Below are 15,238 nucleotides of genomic sequence, written 5' to 3'. Positions count from 1 at the left end.
GCAGCGGCGCGGTGATCCAAACCGAAATCCGGTGCGTAATAGATTTATGTTATCAGACAACGACACCCTCGCAAAAGTTGATGCGGTCCCGACAACCACCGCTTATGGTGACGATCATGGACGACGTAATCGCACGGTGAGGAACCTTAAGGTGACAGCGGAAGCAACAGCAAAACGGATGGCTTGGGTCTCGCAGATCAATGCCGTGCGTGACAGCAAAGACCGCGCTGCATTTGCAGAGTTGTTTGGCTATTTCGCACCTCGGGTGAAGTCGTTTTTGATGAAATCGGGGGCCAGCCCGGATCTGGCCGAAGAATGTACGCAAGAGGTCATGGCGACCCTTTGGAACAAGGCCCATATGTTCGACCCTGCTAAGGCGAGCGTATCGACATGGATCTTTACGATCGCGCGAAACCGCAAGATTGATCTGCTGCGCAAGCAGCGCCGGCCGGAACCAGAAGACCTGCCATGGGGACCAGAAGCATCGCCTGATCAGGCTGATGCGCTGGGACTTGCGCAAGAAACGGAACAGCTGGGACAGGCTTTGGCCACTTTGCCAGCAGAACAAAGAAAACTGATCGAGCGCGCCTATTTTGGCGAACTCAGCCATAGCGAAATTGCCGCAGAGACTGGACTTCCGCTGGGGACGATTAAATCTAGGATACGGTTGGCGTTAGACCGCTTACGCCACGCAATGAAATGATGAATGACATGAAACAGATCAAACACCACCTCACCGAGCCGCTTTTGATGGGCTACGCCGCGGGCACTTTGCCAGAGGCGTTCAATCTGGTTGTCGCAACGCACATCACGATGTGTGACGATTGTCGGGCTGCCTTGGCAGGATATGACGCCGTGGGCGGCGAGATTATGCTGAGTAATGATGCTGTTACGGTCGCCGAAGATGCGTTGGCCGCTACAATGGCGATGATCGATAGCGGATTTGGTGCTGAAAATCCGGCGCCGGTGCGCACGCAGAACACGGTTTTCCCGGGACCTTTGCAGGATTATGTGAAAGGCGACCTCGACAATCTGAAATGGCGCAAAGTCGGTGGCGGCGTCAGCCAGATGGTTTTGAAAACGTCACGCGATGCCAGTGTGCGCTTGTTGCGCATTCCTGCTGGCACTGCGATGCCTGATCACGGTCACCGCGGCACAGAGCTGACTTTGGTTCTGCAAGGCGCGTTCATGGACGAACATGATCGCTTTGGCGCAGGCGATGTCGAAGTTGCAAACGAAGACATGCACCACACACCGGTTGCCGAAGCAGGCATGGACTGCATTTGCCTCGCGGCTTCTGACGCGCCTTTGCGCTTTAACGGCATCATCCCACGCTTGGCGCAACGATTTATTGGAATTTAAGCCCAGCTAGCGACCACCGTTCATATTAACGTCTCGACGAAAGTCGGGGCGTTTTTTGTTGCTAGACGGAATGGTAGGTTTCGGTATTTCCATCAACGGCAATGGCCTGACCTGACACAAATTTGGCCGCATCAGATGATAGGTACATGCACAGCCCTGCGATCTCTTCGGGTTCAGCGAAACGTCGCAACGAACTGCCGGATGCATAATCGGTGTAAACAACGTCTGGCGTTACGCCGCGCGCCTGCGCCTCAGCCGCGAGAACTCTATCCATGCGATCCCCGCTGACCGCCCCCGGGCAGATCGCGTTGCAGCGAATGCCATGCGGGCCCAACTCTGTCGCGATAGTTTTGGTAAAGCCGATCACGGCCCATTTCGCGGCCGCATAGGGCGCGCGAAAAGGCGCGCCGAACAGGCCAGATGTAGAAGACAGGTTCGTGATTACGCCGGATTTTTGCGCCTTCATCACTGGTGCGATTGCGCGGCAGGTGATCATTTGTGCATCCAGATTGACGGCCAGACACTGCTTCCATGCAGCAAGATTTAGGTCTTCAACTGGCCCCGCCTGACCCGCGATACCTGCGTTATTGATCAGTACATCGCAGCCGCCCAGTTTATCGAGACCAGCTTGCAGCCATGCATCCAAAGCGGCCTCGTCCGTGACATCAACGCGGGCACCTGTGATGTTTAGATCAAGCGCGTCGATTGCCGCTGCATCTTGATCACAAACATAAACCTGCGCGCCTTGCGTGGCGTAGGCCTGCGCAATGACGCGCCCAATGCCGCCAGCCCCTGCCGTAATAAATATCCGTTGTGTCATTGTCTTATCCCTTTGGCGGAATGATCGCGACCACTGGGGTTTCTTGATCAGGTGCCAGTTCTTCAAAATCAAAGTTGTCCAAACGGTCCGCACGTTTACTGGCGCGGGTGGACGCAGTCAGCACGCCCGAAACATCTTCGCCCGCTTGCCGCAGATGGATTTCCAACTTACCTGCTTTCTCGCCAATAATCTCGACGTCGCGGTGCAACAGCCGCAGCGCCTTGCGGATTTCGCCCGCCTGTTCGCGCATCCGCGCATCTTTGAGGATCGCGCGCATCGTGTTCAGCGTGGCCATGCAGGTCGTCGGCGAGACAATCCAGACGCGCGCGTCAAAACCACCGCGAATGACCTCTGGCAGTCGCGAATGAAGCTCTGCATAGACCGCTTCGGATGGCAGAAACATGATTGCGCCGTCGGCGGTTTCGCCTTCGATGATGTATTTTTCGCTGATGTCTTTGATGTGCTTGCGCACTGCGTTGCCCAGATCACGCAAAGCGGCTTGTTGCTGTTGTTGCGTTTCGGCGGCGGCATATGCCTCGTAGCTTTCAAACGGGAATTTCGCGTCGATCACGATAGGGCCGGGTGGGTTCGGCAGGTGCACCAAACAGTCCGCCCGCTTGCCGTTTGAAAGGGTCGCTTGCAGTGCATAACTGTCCGATGGCAACGCCTTGGATACGATATCGGTCAGTTGGATTTCACCAAACATACCGCGCCGCTGTTTGTTGGACAGGATATCCTGCAAGGACAGCACATCGCCGGACAGCTTTTCGATATTTGTCTGTGCGCGGTCGATTGTAGCAAGCCGTTCTTGCAACTGCGTCAGGCTTTTGGTCGTCTTTTCGGATGATCCGGTAAGCGTTTCTTTCATCCGCTCTTGCATATCGGTCAGCGAGCGGGCCGATTTCATGGCATTGTCGGCCAGTCGTTCGGCCATTTGCGATTGCACCTCTGCCAGCCGTGTTTCCATGGTTTGCACCACTTTGACTTGGGCATTTGCCTGCGCGTCGCTGACGGTTTGAATGTTGCCCGCCAATTGCTGCTGGCCTTGGCCCAAGGATTGCACATCATACGACATTCGCCCTAGTTGGGTTGCAACCAGTTGCACAGCTTCCGCTGATTTTCCGGCACGGCGCACAGCGACAATAAGCAGTATCACCACAAGCAACATCGCAATGCTCGCGATCACGGTAACCAATGTCATAGGATCGTTTAGATCGAGTGTTGTATCGCCGATTTGTATCATGTGCGTCCGAAAAGCCGTTCAATATCGGCAAGTTTGAGTTCGACGTATGTGGGACGTCCGTGGTTGCATTGCCCTGACAGTGGTGTCGCTTCCATTTCGCGCAGCAGTGCGTTCATTTCTGCCGCCTGCATGCGCCTTCCAGACCGGATAGACCCGTGACAGGCGACGCGGCTTAGGATTGCTTCGATCCGTGCTTTGACCGACGCGCTGTCGCCTTGGTCGGCCAATTCGTCAACGATGTCGCGGATCATCGCGGCTGCGTTTACCTCGCCCAAGATCGCAGGGGTTTCGCGCACTGCAATTGCGCCGCCGCCAAACGGTTCCACCGTCAGGCCAAGGCGTGACAAGTCATCCGCGATTTCCAATAGTTGGGCGGCTTCATTTTCCGATAGCTCAACGATTTCAGGGATCAGCAACGCCTGCGCGGCCACGCCGTTTTCGGCCATTTGCGATTTGAGTTTTTCATAAACTAACCGCTCATGGGCAGCATGCTGATCTACGATCACGATACCTTTTTCAGTTTGGGCAATGATGTAATTTTCATGCACTTGCGCGCGCGCTGCACCCAAGGGCAGCTGATCTGAAGCGTCTTCCGTCTCTGGTTCGAACCTTGCAGAAGGCCCTTCGCCAAACCCCGGCGCTTGGGCCTGAAAAGTCATCGACCGCGCGCTAAAGCTGGGGCGGTCCATCTGATAGATGCGTGGGCTTGCATGCTCTGGTGTGATCGCACCCAAAGTTGCGTTGGCCACTGTGGTCGAGGCGCGATGCCCTGCGTCGGCTAATGCATGCCTTAAACCCGAAACGATTAAACCACGCACTGTTCCCGGATCGCGAAAGCGGACTTCGGATTTCGCAGGGTGCACATTGACGTCCACCAGCATCGGATCGCAGTCGATAAACAGTGACGCAACAGGGTGCCGATCACGCGACAGCACGTCCATATAGGCCGCCCGCAATGCACCAAGCAGCATCTTGTCGCGCACAGGCCTTCCATTCACGCACAGATATTGCGCTACGGCAGCACCGCGTGAATAGGTTGGCAAAGCCGCGTATCCTGTCAGATGAAACCCCTCGCGTTCGGCATCAATCCGTAGCGCGTTCTCTGCAAAATCCTTGCCTAGAACAGTGCGCAATCGGCCGTGCAACGCATCGAACAAATCACCCGTTTCGGCATCCGCGCGAAAGGTCGTGCGGCTATCCCCGTTTGAGGCGTCACGCAGAATGAAGGTCACGAACGGTTCGGCCATCGACAGGCGTTTTATTACGTCAGTGACGGCCTGTGCCTCTGCGCGGTCGGTGCGTAGGAATTTCAGGCGCGCAGGGGTGGCGTAAAACATATCGCGCAATTCAATCACCGTGCCAGATGACAATGCGGCGGGCTTTACGTTCTCAACATCGCCACCAGCGACGCGGATTTGTGCAGCCTCGTGCCCTGCCGCGCGGGACGTGATCGACAGGCGGCCAGTTGCGCCAAGCGACGGCAATGCCTCGCCCCGAAATCCGAAAGAGGTGATGTTCAGCAGGTCAGAGCCGTCAATTTTTGAAGTCGCATGGCGTGACAAAGCCATTGGCAAATCAGCGGGGGACATGCCGCAGCCGTCATCTGTGACGCGGATCAGGGTCTTGCCGCCATCGGCAATCACCACCTCGATCCGGCGGGCACCAGCGTCGATGCTGTTCTCGACCAGTTCTTTGACGGCAGAGGCAGGTCGTTCCAACACTTCGCCCGCTGCAATCCGGTTGATTGCGGCGTCGTCAAGCTGCCTGATCACTGGCTGCTGCTTTATCTGGGGGTCTACGGTGGCCATGCTACAAGTTGTAGCATGGCCCGCCGCGATTCTGCGAGTGGGAAAAGCGCTATTGTGTGCTTGTTAAACCTTCGGGTTTGCCCACCACAACAAAGTGCAAATCATCTGGTTGCAGCAGTTCGGATGCTACGCGGTTGATTTCTTCCAAGGTCACGGCCTCGACATAGTGATTGCGGTTCACCACGTATTCTGGCGGCAGTCCGACCATCTGCATCCCAACCATGATCTTGGCGATTTCTGCATTGCCGTCAAAGCGCAGAGGGTATTCGCCAGTCAGAAATGTCTTGGCGACAGCAAGTTCTTCGGCGCTTAAGCCGTCATCTGCCATGCGCGCCCATTCCGCGCGGGTGACGGCGATTGCTTCGGCGATTGTAGCGTTTGAAGACGCGACAGAACCGAGCATCATTTCAGCGTGGAACTTGGGCACGAGGAAGGTGCTGATCCCGTAAGTCAGCCCGCGCTTTTCGCGTACTTCGGTCATCAGTCGCGATTCAAATCCGCCAGCGCCCAGCACATGATTGATGATGAACGCCGCAAAGAAATCATCATCGTCGCGTTTCAGTCCTTTGTGACCAAACAAGGCGACCGCTTGTGGCGTGTCATAGTCGATAACCGTCACACCGCCTGCCAATCCAAAATCAACATCCTCTGGTGCGGCGGGTCCTTCGGCAGGCAATGCGCCCAGCAGATCGTCCAGCATTTCCCCGACCGCTTCGGCTGTCGTGTCACCCACAACAGAGACATAAAGCCTGTCGCGTGTCAGTGCATTGCGGTGTGCATCGAACATATCTTCTTGGGTCAATGCGGTGACGCTTTCGACAGTCCCATCGCTTGAGGATCCGTAGGGGTGATCGCCAAAGGCCGCCGCATTGAATACGTTTCCGGCTATCGTGTTGGGGTCTTTTTCGTCGCTAGCAATGCCCGATAGCACCTGCGCGCGAACACGGTCCAGCGCGTCTTGGTCAAAGTTCGGGTCGACCAATGCTTGGCGCAGCAAGTCCAGTGCTTCGGCCTTGTTTTCGGTCAAGAAGCGGGCAGAGATCGACAGTGTGTCGTCAAATGCGCGAAAGCTGAAACTGGCCGCAAGCCCTTCGCGGGCGGTTTGGAATTCTTGCGCAGTCATGTCGCCAGCGCCTTCTTCCAATAGACCTGTCATCAGGTTGGTCGCCCCGCGCTTGCCCGGCAGGTCAAGCGATGCGCTGCCGCGAAAACGGATTTCCAAAGCGACGAATGGGATTGCGGGTTCTTCGACGACCCATGCGTTGATACCGCCGGGCGACGTGACTTGCTTGATCTCAATTTCGGCCAGTGCCGCAGAGGCAGTGAAGCTTAGACAAAAGGCGATGACGATGCGCAGCATTAGCGTGCCTCCTCTTGGGATGCGACGACCCATCCGGTGACGGATTGATCGCGGTTAAAGACTTTGGCGGCGACGGCTTTGATGTCGTCTTCTGTGACGGCTTGCAAAATATCTGGCCATGCTTGCACGTCAGCGATGGTCAGGCTTTGCGTCAGGGCCGCGCCATAGCGGCGGGCAAGTCCCTGCACGTTATCTTTGGCGTAAATCTCTGATGCACGCAGTTGCGTGCGAATACTTTCCATGCGCTCTGGGTCAATTGGGGCGTCCATGAAGGCAGCCACTGTTTCGTCCATCGCAGCTTCGGCAACTGAAAGGCTGATCCCTTCGGAAGGCGCCACCACGAGGCTGAATGTGCCGCTATCTAGGTTTGATCCGTCATAAGACGCGCTGGTGAAAATCGCGGTTTGCGTGTCAAATTGCAGGGCTTGGCCCAAGGCGGATGTGAAGGAAGACCCACCTAACAAGTCGGCCAAAAAGACCAGTGCGGCCGCTTCTGTTTGCGCGCCGGGGTCGCGTTCCGGGGCCAGATAGCTGCGCACCAAATAGGGCTGGCTGACGCGCTGATCAACATAGGTGATCCGGCGCTCGGCCCGCTGCGGTGGTTCTTGCGGGCGTTCGCGGACGGGCAAGTTAGCCTCCGCAGGGATGACGCCATAGTATTTTTCGGCCAATGCCAGAACTTCGTCTGGTTTCACGTCGCCTGCGACGACAAGCACAGCGTTGTTTGGGGAATAATAGAGGTCATAGAAATCGAGGGCGTCAGTAAGGTCCAACTGCTCCATCTCATGTTTCCAGCCGATAATCGGCACGCCGTAACGGTGGTTTTGGAACTGGGCCGCGCGGAATTGTTCGCGCGCCAGTGCCCCAGCAGAGTTTTCGGTGCGTTGGTTACGTTCTTCCAGCACGACCTGACGTTCTGTTTCGACGTCGGCGGCGGTGATCCGGAGGTTGTTCATCCGGTTGCTTTCCATCTGCATCATCAACTCAAGTCGGTCCGAGGCAATCCGCTGGAAATAAGCGGTGTAATCATAGCTTGTGAATGCATTGTCGCTGCCGCCGTTCGCAGCCACTGTTGCGGAAAACTCGCCGGATTCGAGAACGTCAGTCGCTTTGAACAGCAAGTGTTCTAGAAAATGCGCCACGCCGGATGCGCCAACGGGTTCGTCGGCTGAACCCACTTTGTACCACAACATATGCACGACGACGGGCGCGCGCGCATCTTCAATGACCACGACCTCCATCCCGTTATCAAGCATGTAGGTCGTCACATCCTCGGCAGTCGCAACCGAAGCTGCGATCATCAGCGCAAAGCTGGTAAACAATCGTTTCATAAGCATCCCTGATTTTGGCGTCTCAGATGAACGATCTACGCCGCTTGGCGCAGTGTTCAAGTCACCATACGCGGATGTGAGGTGCGGTTACTGTGTTGCGCGGTTCGCACCACCGGGCGTGGGCGCCGGTAAAACGAATGCGGGTGGCGTTTCCAAAGGTGCCGCGGGGGTCACAAGGAATGTGCTTTGCTCTGGCCCGATGTCGCCGAATGCCACGCCATCTCCGCCACGATTGCCGCAAGCGGCTGTCAGGGTTAGGGCCAAAATGGAAAAAATAAGCGCGCGCATGAATGATCCCTCGGGGTGTCTTTGCTTTGTTTATCGCAAGTCTTGTGCTGCGTCACGCAGCTTTCTTGCTATCGTCTGCGAGAAAGGCCAATCCGATTGCCCCAGCGAAAATAGCGATGTCGGCGACGTTGAAAGCGTAGGGGTTGTTGAACCCGCAGCATGACATGTTCAGGAAATCCGCGACCGCCCCATAAAAGAACCGGTCGATGACGTTGCCCATGGCACCACCGATTAGGAAACCACCAGCGATATAGACCCATTTGGTGCCGCCAGAGCGGCTTAGCCACCACGTCACAGCACCGGTGATCGCAAAGGCCACGGCAATCAGAACCCAGCGCATATCAAAATCAGCGAACAAACCAAAGTTGATGCCACGGTTCCACGCCATTCTAAGAACAAGGTACGGCGGAAAAACCTCGACCGTAGGCGGATAAGGCAGTTGATCGGACGGGACGCGCACTTGTGCCCAAGACAGGCCAAAGACGCTGAACAACACATAAAACTTGATCACCTGATCAAGTGCAAAGACCCCAAAGCCGGTCCAGAACATCAGTCGCATGCGTAAACTCCTAGTGCCGGAAATGCCGCATGCCGGTAAAGACCATTGCGATACCCGCTTCGTCTGCAGCAGCGATTACTTCATCATCGCGCATCGACCCACCCGGTTGAATAACGCATGTAGCCCCTGCAGAGGCGGCTTCCATCAAACCATCCGCAAACGGGAAGAACGCGTCAGAGGCGACAGCGGATCCTTTGGTCAGCGGTTCCGGCAAACCCATCGCTTCGGCCATGCGTTCGGCCTTTTTGGCGGCGATCAGTGCGCTATCAAGGCGCGACATCTGCCCAGCGCCGACGCCGACGGTCGCATTGTCTTTGACGTACACGATAGCGTTGGATTTGACGTGTTTGGCGACTTTCCAGGCAAACAAAAGATCGGCCATTTGCGCGTCAGTCGGGGCCAGCTTTGTGACGACCTTTAGATCGTCGATACCGACAAAGCCTGTGTCCTTGTCCTGCACCAACATACCACCCGCAACTTGGCGGTAGGTGGTGATAGGTGCTTTGACGTCGGGCAAGCCGTCGGTTGTTAGCAAGCGCAGGTTCTTCTTTGCAGCAAAGACTGCCCTAGCTGCGTCGGATGCTCCGGGGGCGATGACGACCTCGGTGAAAATCTCGACAATGGCTTTGGCGGTTGCTTCATCCAGCGGTTGGTTCAAAGCAACAATGCCGCCAAAGGCACTGGTGCGGTCGCAGTCGAATGCGTTCTGATAGGCCTCTAGCAACGTCGCGCCACGTGCCACACCGCAAGGATTGGCATGTTTGATGATTGCGACTGCTGCGGTGTCGGCCGGATCAAACTCTGCCACCAATTCGAACGCGGCATCGGTGTCGTTAATGTTATTATAAGACAGTTCTTTGCCTTGATGCTGGATGGCGGTGGCCACACCGGGGCGTTCGGTTCCATCGGTATAGAACGCCGCTGACTGGTGGCTGTTTTCGCCGTAGCGCATGGTTTGCTTATAGGTGCCGCTGAATGAACGACGGCGCGGGGTGTCCGCGCCAATTGCGCCTGCCATCCAAGTGCTAACGGCAGTGTCATATGCAGCGGTTCGGGCATATGCGGTTTGGGCAAGACGCTGGCGCAGGGCCAACGTTGTCTGACCGTCATTTGCGTCTAGCTCGGCCAGCAAAGCGGCGTAGTCTTCAACATCTGTCACCACGCTCACAAACGCATGGTTCTTGGCGGCAGAGCGGATCATCGCAGGTCCGCCGATGTCGATATTCTCGATACAGGTGTCAAAGTCTGCGCCCTTGGCCACTGTTTCTTCGAATGGGTAGAGGTTCACGACCAGTAAATCGATCGGCCCGATGTTGTGTTCGATCATCGCGTCGCGGTGGCTGTCTAGATCACGGCGCGCCAGAAGGCCGCCATGCACAACCGGATGCAGCGTCTTGACGCGACCATCCATCATTTCGGGAAAGCCCGTCACATCAGCCACATCGCGTACGTCTAAACCCGCATCGCGCATTGCTTTGGCCGATCCGCCAGTCGACAGCAGTTCGACGCCGCGTGCGGCCAAAGCTTGGCCCAGCTCAATCAGGCCGGTTTTGTCAGAAACAGATAGCAGCGCGCGGCGCAGGGGTGCAAGGTCGGTCATGTGGATCCTCGAATGGTCTATTCAACAACGTCCATCGGGTCGGCCTTCACCAGATCACGCACCGCATTGGGTGTGTCTTGTGCTTTGGCCAGCGACCACCGGACGCGTGTCGCATAGGCCATTGCGCTGCCGGATAAAACCACCTGTTGGGTCGTGCGGGGCCTTAATCGCCCATTTTGCAGATAAACTGACGCAGAAAGGCTAAGTTTCGCCTGTCCGTCATGCCGAAACACCCAAACTTCGCCAGATTTGAGACGCATGGCCACAGCGGTTGCGCCCATATCAAGGGTTGCCTCGACATCGGGGTGCAGATGAAAACGCACCGCGTAAGGAATGCCAATCGGTCCTGCATGGACCATTGCCTTGTCGAAAATGGCACTGTCAGCAGCATCTAGCGTGGTCAAAATATCCTCGCCGTCAACCGTGCGCCCATCCGCCGAGACGTGCAGAATGCGTGCATGGGTCAGGCCGTGGCTGGGTTGATAGCCGTTTTGCGACATCTCCAGCCTGCGACCTTGTGTGTCTTCGATCGTATATCCGCGCACCAACGAGGGAAGATCGGTCAGCAATTCTTCTGCTTGGTTTGACGCCCTTGAAGATGCCAAATGCGAAGAGGAAACCCCTTCGATCATCATTGTCGAGTGGCTGGGCGTTGCCCGACTAGCCCTGCGCCATTCAACGCCAAACCGCGCGCCAGAGCCGCAGTTGACGATCAATGGCCTGCGCCCTGATGTCAGCTCAAACCCCAATGTACTGGCATGGCCATCAGCTGAAGCATCACCGCTGGGTGGTGCTGCTGCGTCAGCAATCAACGTGGTGCGACCAGCCGTCAGCCGCGCATACCCCATATGCAGACCTTTTGCAGGGCTGCCACGCACACCCGAGGACGCAAGCGCCTGATCCAACCGCCCTTCAAGACCCTGTCCGCCACCGTGAAACCGCGCCAATCCGCCATCTGAATGGCGCAGCGCACGCAGTGTTGGCGCAATACGCTCAATCGCAGCTTTTAAAGGTGCAGGCACGTCACGTCCCGTTTCGGTCAATGCCTTTGCGGTCCAATTTAGCAGGCTTAGTATTTCGAGTAATTCCTCGGGGTTACGTGTTTTGATCGCCCCATCTTTGTCGATCTGCGATTGGCAATCAGCACTTAGGGCCGCAACTGCGGGTGGGATATGATGTTCCATCCCTTCGAGCGACAGCCCTGCGTAAATGGTGCCCGTTAACGCTTCAAAGCGGCGCAATCCGGGGGAAGTGACCTGCCAACGTTTCGAGAGAAACAGGGTTTGCCGTGCGAGGCTTTGGAAAAACAGTTGTCCCGCTGCTTTGTCTTTACCGCGCAGCAGGAAAAACCCGTGGTTGATCCATCGAATGACCCGCCGTCCCGTGATGCCGGGTGTCCACCCATCGCTGCGCCCATCACCGTAGCGGTTGATCCAGTCAAATACCCAAGCCTGAGCGCGGTCGCGCGCGCGGTCATCGCCGACAGCTGCTAGATCATCCAGCCATTCGCAGCCTTGGATTTCTTCTGCGACCGTAGGGTTGTCGCGGGCGATGTCCCAAATAGAAAGATCCGGCCCTTCGACCAACAAGCCAGAGAATAGAAAATTGCCCGTAATCAGTTGGCGGCCGCGAGCGACTTGGCCAATTGTGTGCGGTTCAGGGGCGGATACGAATGCAGTCGCAGTGTCGGCACGGGCCGCACGGCGGGCGTGAACCCGATGCATGAAACGGATACGGCGCTGCCGCCATGTCTGTGGTTGGCCCAAGTTTTGCCGCCTTGATGTCTACGCGTCACGAACGCTTAGACAAACCATAGCAACAAGCCTGCGTTCAAGTCACGCAGGCTTTCGCAGAACCGCCATATAGAAGCCGTCCATACCACCAAGCTCTGCCCAATAATCAGGACGCAGCCGCAAGCCGCCTTCGGGCGTCACCCAATCGGCGTCGATGCCTTTGATGCCGGGTGTTTCCACCGTTAGGCCATCAAACCGGGCCAAGGCTTCTTCGACTTGCACTTCGCCTTCGTCGGGAAGCAGCGAACACGTGCAATAAACCAAGCGACCACCCGGTTTAAGCAAGGATAGGGCGTGATCTAGCAATGCTTCTTGCTGATCAATCAGTGCGGCAAACTCTGAGCCGTCTTTGGCGTAGGGAAGATCAGGGTGACGCCGGATCGTACCCGTGGCAGAGCAGGGCGCATCCAGCAAGATCGCGTCATAGCCGCCTTCGTCCAATGCAAAGGCATCGCTGACAATGACCTCAGCCGTTAGGCCTACGCGGGTTAAGTTTTCGGACACGCGTGCCATCCGCTTTTCTGACACATCAACGGCAGTGACGTTTGCACCCAAAGCCGCGAGTTGCATGGTCTTGCCACCCGGTGCGGCGCAAAGATCCAAGATATTCTGTCCTTGGACATTACCCAGCAGCATAACAGGGATCGCAGCGGCTGCGTCTTGCACCCACCATGCACCATCCGCGTAGCCGGGCAGTGCCGAGACTTGGCCAGCGTTCGCGACCCGCACAGAACCCGTTGGCAGAACTACACCGCCGACAGTTTCAGCGACGGCTTCGGGATCGGCTTTGATCGTCAGGTCCAATGGTGCACCAGCGAAATGCGCAGCCTCCATACCCTCAACCGCGTCGCGGCCCCAAGCGGCGACCAATGGTTGGCGTAGCCAACCCGGTGTCAAAGGCACAGCACGTTTGTTCCAACCGGCAGGGCCATCATCGGCGATTTTGCGCAAAACAGCGTTTGTAAGACCTTTCATCGTCTGTGTGCGTTTGTTGCGCGCGACGATTTCAACGTAAGCGTTGACGACACCGTGGGCGGCTTCGCCACCGCACAATTCGATCACGCCAAGGCGCAATGCGTTCATTACATGCGAGGGGGGTGCTTTTTTCAAATACGGTTTCAGCATCCGATCAGCACGGTCCAAGCCACGCAATGCGTCGGTCGCAAGGCGCTGGGCGCGGGCGCGATCATCGTTTTCCAAACGCGCAAGAGCGCCACCTACGATCAATTCAGGCATCAAACGGCCTTCGTCTGTGATCTCCATCAAGAGGTGATGGGCGGCGCGGCGGGCAGGCAGACCGGTCTGGTTCATAGATCTCTCACTTGAAGCTGGGTGCGCGGGACGTATATCAAAGACAAGCCCGCGACAAGGAGACCGACACAGTGACTAATGAACCCAAAGACCTGCCACTTGCCGCCCAACGTGCCTTGGCCGAGGCCGAAGAACGCCGTCTTGCGGCTGACGGCAAAGGATTGCCGACTGAACTGGGTGGCCGCGACGGGCCAGAGCCTGTGCGCTTTGGCGATTGGGAGCGAAAGGGCATAGCTGTCGATTTCTAACGGTTTCGACACTGTTTGTCGCGATTTGAAGCGCTATCACGCATGGACAAAACGGGTGTGGTTCAGTATCGCTTGAGGCAATTCGCGAAAGGAAGCTGCCCCGTGTTCGCCCAACGTTGCTTTGCCCTAATTGCATGTCTGGCTTTGGCCAGTTGTGGATTGCCCCGTGGGGCCGGTTTCGAATCAGAAATTCTGGCAGCATCAAATGCCAACACCGCAGCCGCTGGCGAAGACCCCGTTTATGACTTCGCCGTCTACGATGTGGATCGCGCAACACTGCCCGTTCTTGCTGCATGGCCAGCGACTGGCAAAGAAGCACTGCCGTGGATCACAGCGCGTGATCAGCCAGCATCGCTGATGATTGCGGCTGGTGATCAAGTGCAATTGACGATTTGGGACGCGGAAGAAACTTCGATCTTTGGACCGGGCGGTGTGACTGCACTGCCACTCACGCAAGTGAACTCTGCAGGTCAGATATTTGTCCCGTTTATCGGTGATCTGCGCGTGTCAGGCATGTCTCCAACAACAGCCCGCCAGCGCATCGAAGAAGAATTGGTACGTACGGTTCCGTCTGCCCAAGTGCAGCTGGTTGTCGAACCGGGTCGTGCCAACACCGCCAATCTGGCGTCAGGTGTGTCTGCGCCGGGCCTATACCCGTTGGCAGATCGAAACTTAAAACTGCTTGAATTGTTTTCACTTGCTGGTGGCCCGAACCCTACTTTGGTGTCCCCGCAGGTACGTCTTGTGCGCGATGGGCAGACATTTGGCCTCCCGTTCGATCGCTTGCTTGAAGATCCACGTATGAATACGACTGTACGCGGTGGTGACCGGATATATGTGGTCGATGATGATCGCAAATTCATCACGCTAGGTGCAACCGGATCGCAAGCAATTTTCGACTTTCCCGAGGATGAGTTTTCAGCCCTTGAAGCTATGGCTTTGATCGGCGGCGTGAACGCTGGCAGCGCCAATCCTGAAAGCATCTTGGTTATGCGTGAATATGCCAGCAGCGCAGTGCGCGATGGAATCTCTGGCCCTCCGAAAGAGCGGGTCGTGTTTACCATTGATCTGACATCGGCCGATGGTTTGTTTTCGGCAGGGCGTTTCTTGCTTGAAGATGGCGACCTGATCTATGGCACTGAAAGCGCGCTGGGACCTGCATTGACGGTCTTTGGGCTGGGTAATTCGCTTGCGACAACGTTGAATTAAACGACCCTAAAACAGCGCAAAATCGTCCGCAAGAATGGCCAGATCGGTGATCCCTTCAATGCGCAGGGTGTCACCGGTTTCGAAAGCGATCAAAGCACCGGTCGCATCCAAACTGCCGTAGAAAAACAAGAGATCTGCGGCGGACGTGAGGCCCGTCCATAGGTTTGGACCTAGCGTTATTTGATCTTCGCCCGATGTGAAGTCGCGGATTGTGTCGCGGCCACCATTGAAAATAAACGTATCCGCGCCTGCGCCACCAATCAGAGTGTCATCCCCAAAACCACCTGAAAGCTGGTCGTTGCCTGC

14 protein-coding genes and 1 pseudogene are annotated in these 15,238 nt (G+C 56.6%); 4 read left to right on the top strand and 11 right to left on the bottom strand.

Going from position 1 to position 15,238, the window contains the following annotated elements:
• The first annotated feature begins 46 nt into the window (after positions 1 to 46).
• Positions 47 to 703: a sigma-70 family RNA polymerase sigma factor gene (locus QZ197_RS03415; protein WP_363157880.1), complete on the top strand. Its 657-nt coding sequence runs from the start codon at positions 47 to 49 to the stop codon at positions 701 to 703.
• 8 nt (positions 704 to 711) lie between these two features.
• Entirely contained in the window at positions 712 to 1,362 is a 651-nt protein-coding gene (locus tag QZ197_RS03410) for a ChrR family anti-sigma-E factor (RefSeq protein ID WP_296430063.1), read from the top strand.
• A 61-nt stretch (positions 1,363 to 1,423) separates the two neighbouring features.
• Here QZ197_RS03410 and QZ197_RS03405 read toward each other — a convergent pair whose 3' ends face one another.
• The 10 genes from QZ197_RS03405 to QZ197_RS03360 all read right to left on the bottom strand — a co-directional run bounded on the left by QZ197_RS03405 (position 1,424) and on the right by QZ197_RS03360 (position 13,475).
• Entirely contained in the window at positions 1,424 to 2,182 is a 759-nt protein-coding gene (locus QZ197_RS03405) for an SDR family oxidoreductase (RefSeq protein ID WP_296430061.1), read from the bottom strand.
• 4 nt (positions 2,183 to 2,186) lie between these two features.
• A complete protein-coding gene (rmuC, locus tag QZ197_RS03400; RefSeq protein WP_296430059.1) occupies positions 2,187 to 3,425 on the bottom strand; it encodes a DNA recombination protein RmuC in 1,239 nt (412 codons plus the stop codon).
• Positions 3,422 to 5,233 carry a DNA mismatch repair endonuclease MutL gene (gene mutL / locus QZ197_RS03395; protein ID WP_296430057.1) on the bottom strand — a complete coding sequence of 604 codons (1,812 nt, stop codon included), beginning with the start codon at positions 5,231 to 5,233 and terminating at the stop codon, positions 3,422 to 3,424. Before mutL ends, rmuC begins: the two co-directional genes overlap by 4 nt.
• Before the next feature lie 49 nt (positions 5,234 to 5,282).
• Positions 5,283 to 6,593: a pitrilysin family protein gene (locus QZ197_RS03390; protein WP_296430054.1), complete on the bottom strand. Its 1,311-nt coding sequence runs from the start codon at positions 6,591 to 6,593 to the stop codon at positions 5,283 to 5,285.
• Positions 6,593 to 7,924 carry a pitrilysin family protein gene (locus QZ197_RS03385; RefSeq protein WP_296430052.1) on the bottom strand — a complete coding sequence of 444 codons (1,332 nt, stop codon included), beginning with the start codon at positions 7,922 to 7,924 and terminating at the stop codon, positions 6,593 to 6,595. Before QZ197_RS03385 ends, QZ197_RS03390 begins: the two co-directional genes overlap by 1 nt.
• 87 nt (positions 7,925 to 8,011) lie before the next feature.
• A complete protein-coding gene (locus QZ197_RS03380) occupies positions 8,012 to 8,212 on the bottom strand; it encodes a DUF3035 domain-containing protein (RefSeq protein WP_296430050.1) in 201 nt (66 codons plus the stop codon).
• Between the two features lie 52 nt (positions 8,213 to 8,264).
• The gene (locus QZ197_RS03375; protein WP_296430048.1) at positions 8,265 to 8,771 is read right to left on the bottom strand and encodes a signal peptidase II; all 507 of its coding nucleotides are present in this window, start codon (positions 8,769 to 8,771) and stop codon (positions 8,265 to 8,267) included.
• 10 nt (positions 8,772 to 8,781) lie between these two features.
• Entirely contained in the window at positions 8,782 to 10,371 is a 1,590-nt protein-coding gene (gene purH, locus QZ197_RS03370) for a bifunctional phosphoribosylaminoimidazolecarboxamide formyltransferase/IMP cyclohydrolase (protein ID WP_296430047.1), read from the bottom strand.
• Positions 10,372 to 10,388: 17 nt separating this feature from the next.
• Entirely contained in the window at positions 10,389 to 12,095 is a 1,707-nt protein-coding gene (locus QZ197_RS03365) for a heparinase II/III family protein (RefSeq protein WP_296430105.1), read from the bottom strand.
• A 111-nt stretch (positions 12,096 to 12,206) separates the two neighbouring features.
• Positions 12,207 to 13,475 carry an RsmB/NOP family class I SAM-dependent RNA methyltransferase gene (locus tag QZ197_RS03360; RefSeq protein WP_296430045.1) on the bottom strand — a complete coding sequence of 423 codons (1,269 nt, stop codon included), beginning with the start codon at positions 13,473 to 13,475 and terminating at the stop codon, positions 12,207 to 12,209.
• A 71-nt stretch (positions 13,476 to 13,546) separates the two neighbouring features.
• Between QZ197_RS03360 and QZ197_RS03355 the strand changes: the two genes are divergently transcribed.
• Entirely contained in the window at positions 13,547 to 13,723 is a 177-nt protein-coding gene (locus QZ197_RS03355; RefSeq protein ID WP_296430043.1) for a DUF1674 domain-containing protein, read from the top strand.
• Between the two features lie 102 nt (positions 13,724 to 13,825).
• On the top strand, positions 13,826 to 14,932 hold the full coding sequence (locus QZ197_RS03350; protein WP_296430039.1) for a polysaccharide biosynthesis/export family protein: 1,107 nt from the start codon (positions 13,826 to 13,828) through the stop codon (positions 14,930 to 14,932).
• A 6-nt stretch (positions 14,933 to 14,938) separates the two neighbouring features.
• Here QZ197_RS03350 and QZ197_RS03345 read toward each other — a convergent pair.
• A pseudogene (locus QZ197_RS03345) lies at positions 14,939 to 15,238 on the bottom strand (calcium-binding protein); the annotation flags it as partial.

Origin of the sequence: Yoonia sp. (genome assembly GCF_017854415.1) — a bacterium.
In the GTDB taxonomy this organism is placed as follows: domain Bacteria; phylum Pseudomonadota; class Alphaproteobacteria; order Rhodobacterales; family Rhodobacteraceae; genus Yoonia.
The sequence above is the reverse complement of the archived record's forward strand: the minus strand, read 5'-3'. Positions and strand labels throughout refer to the sequence as shown.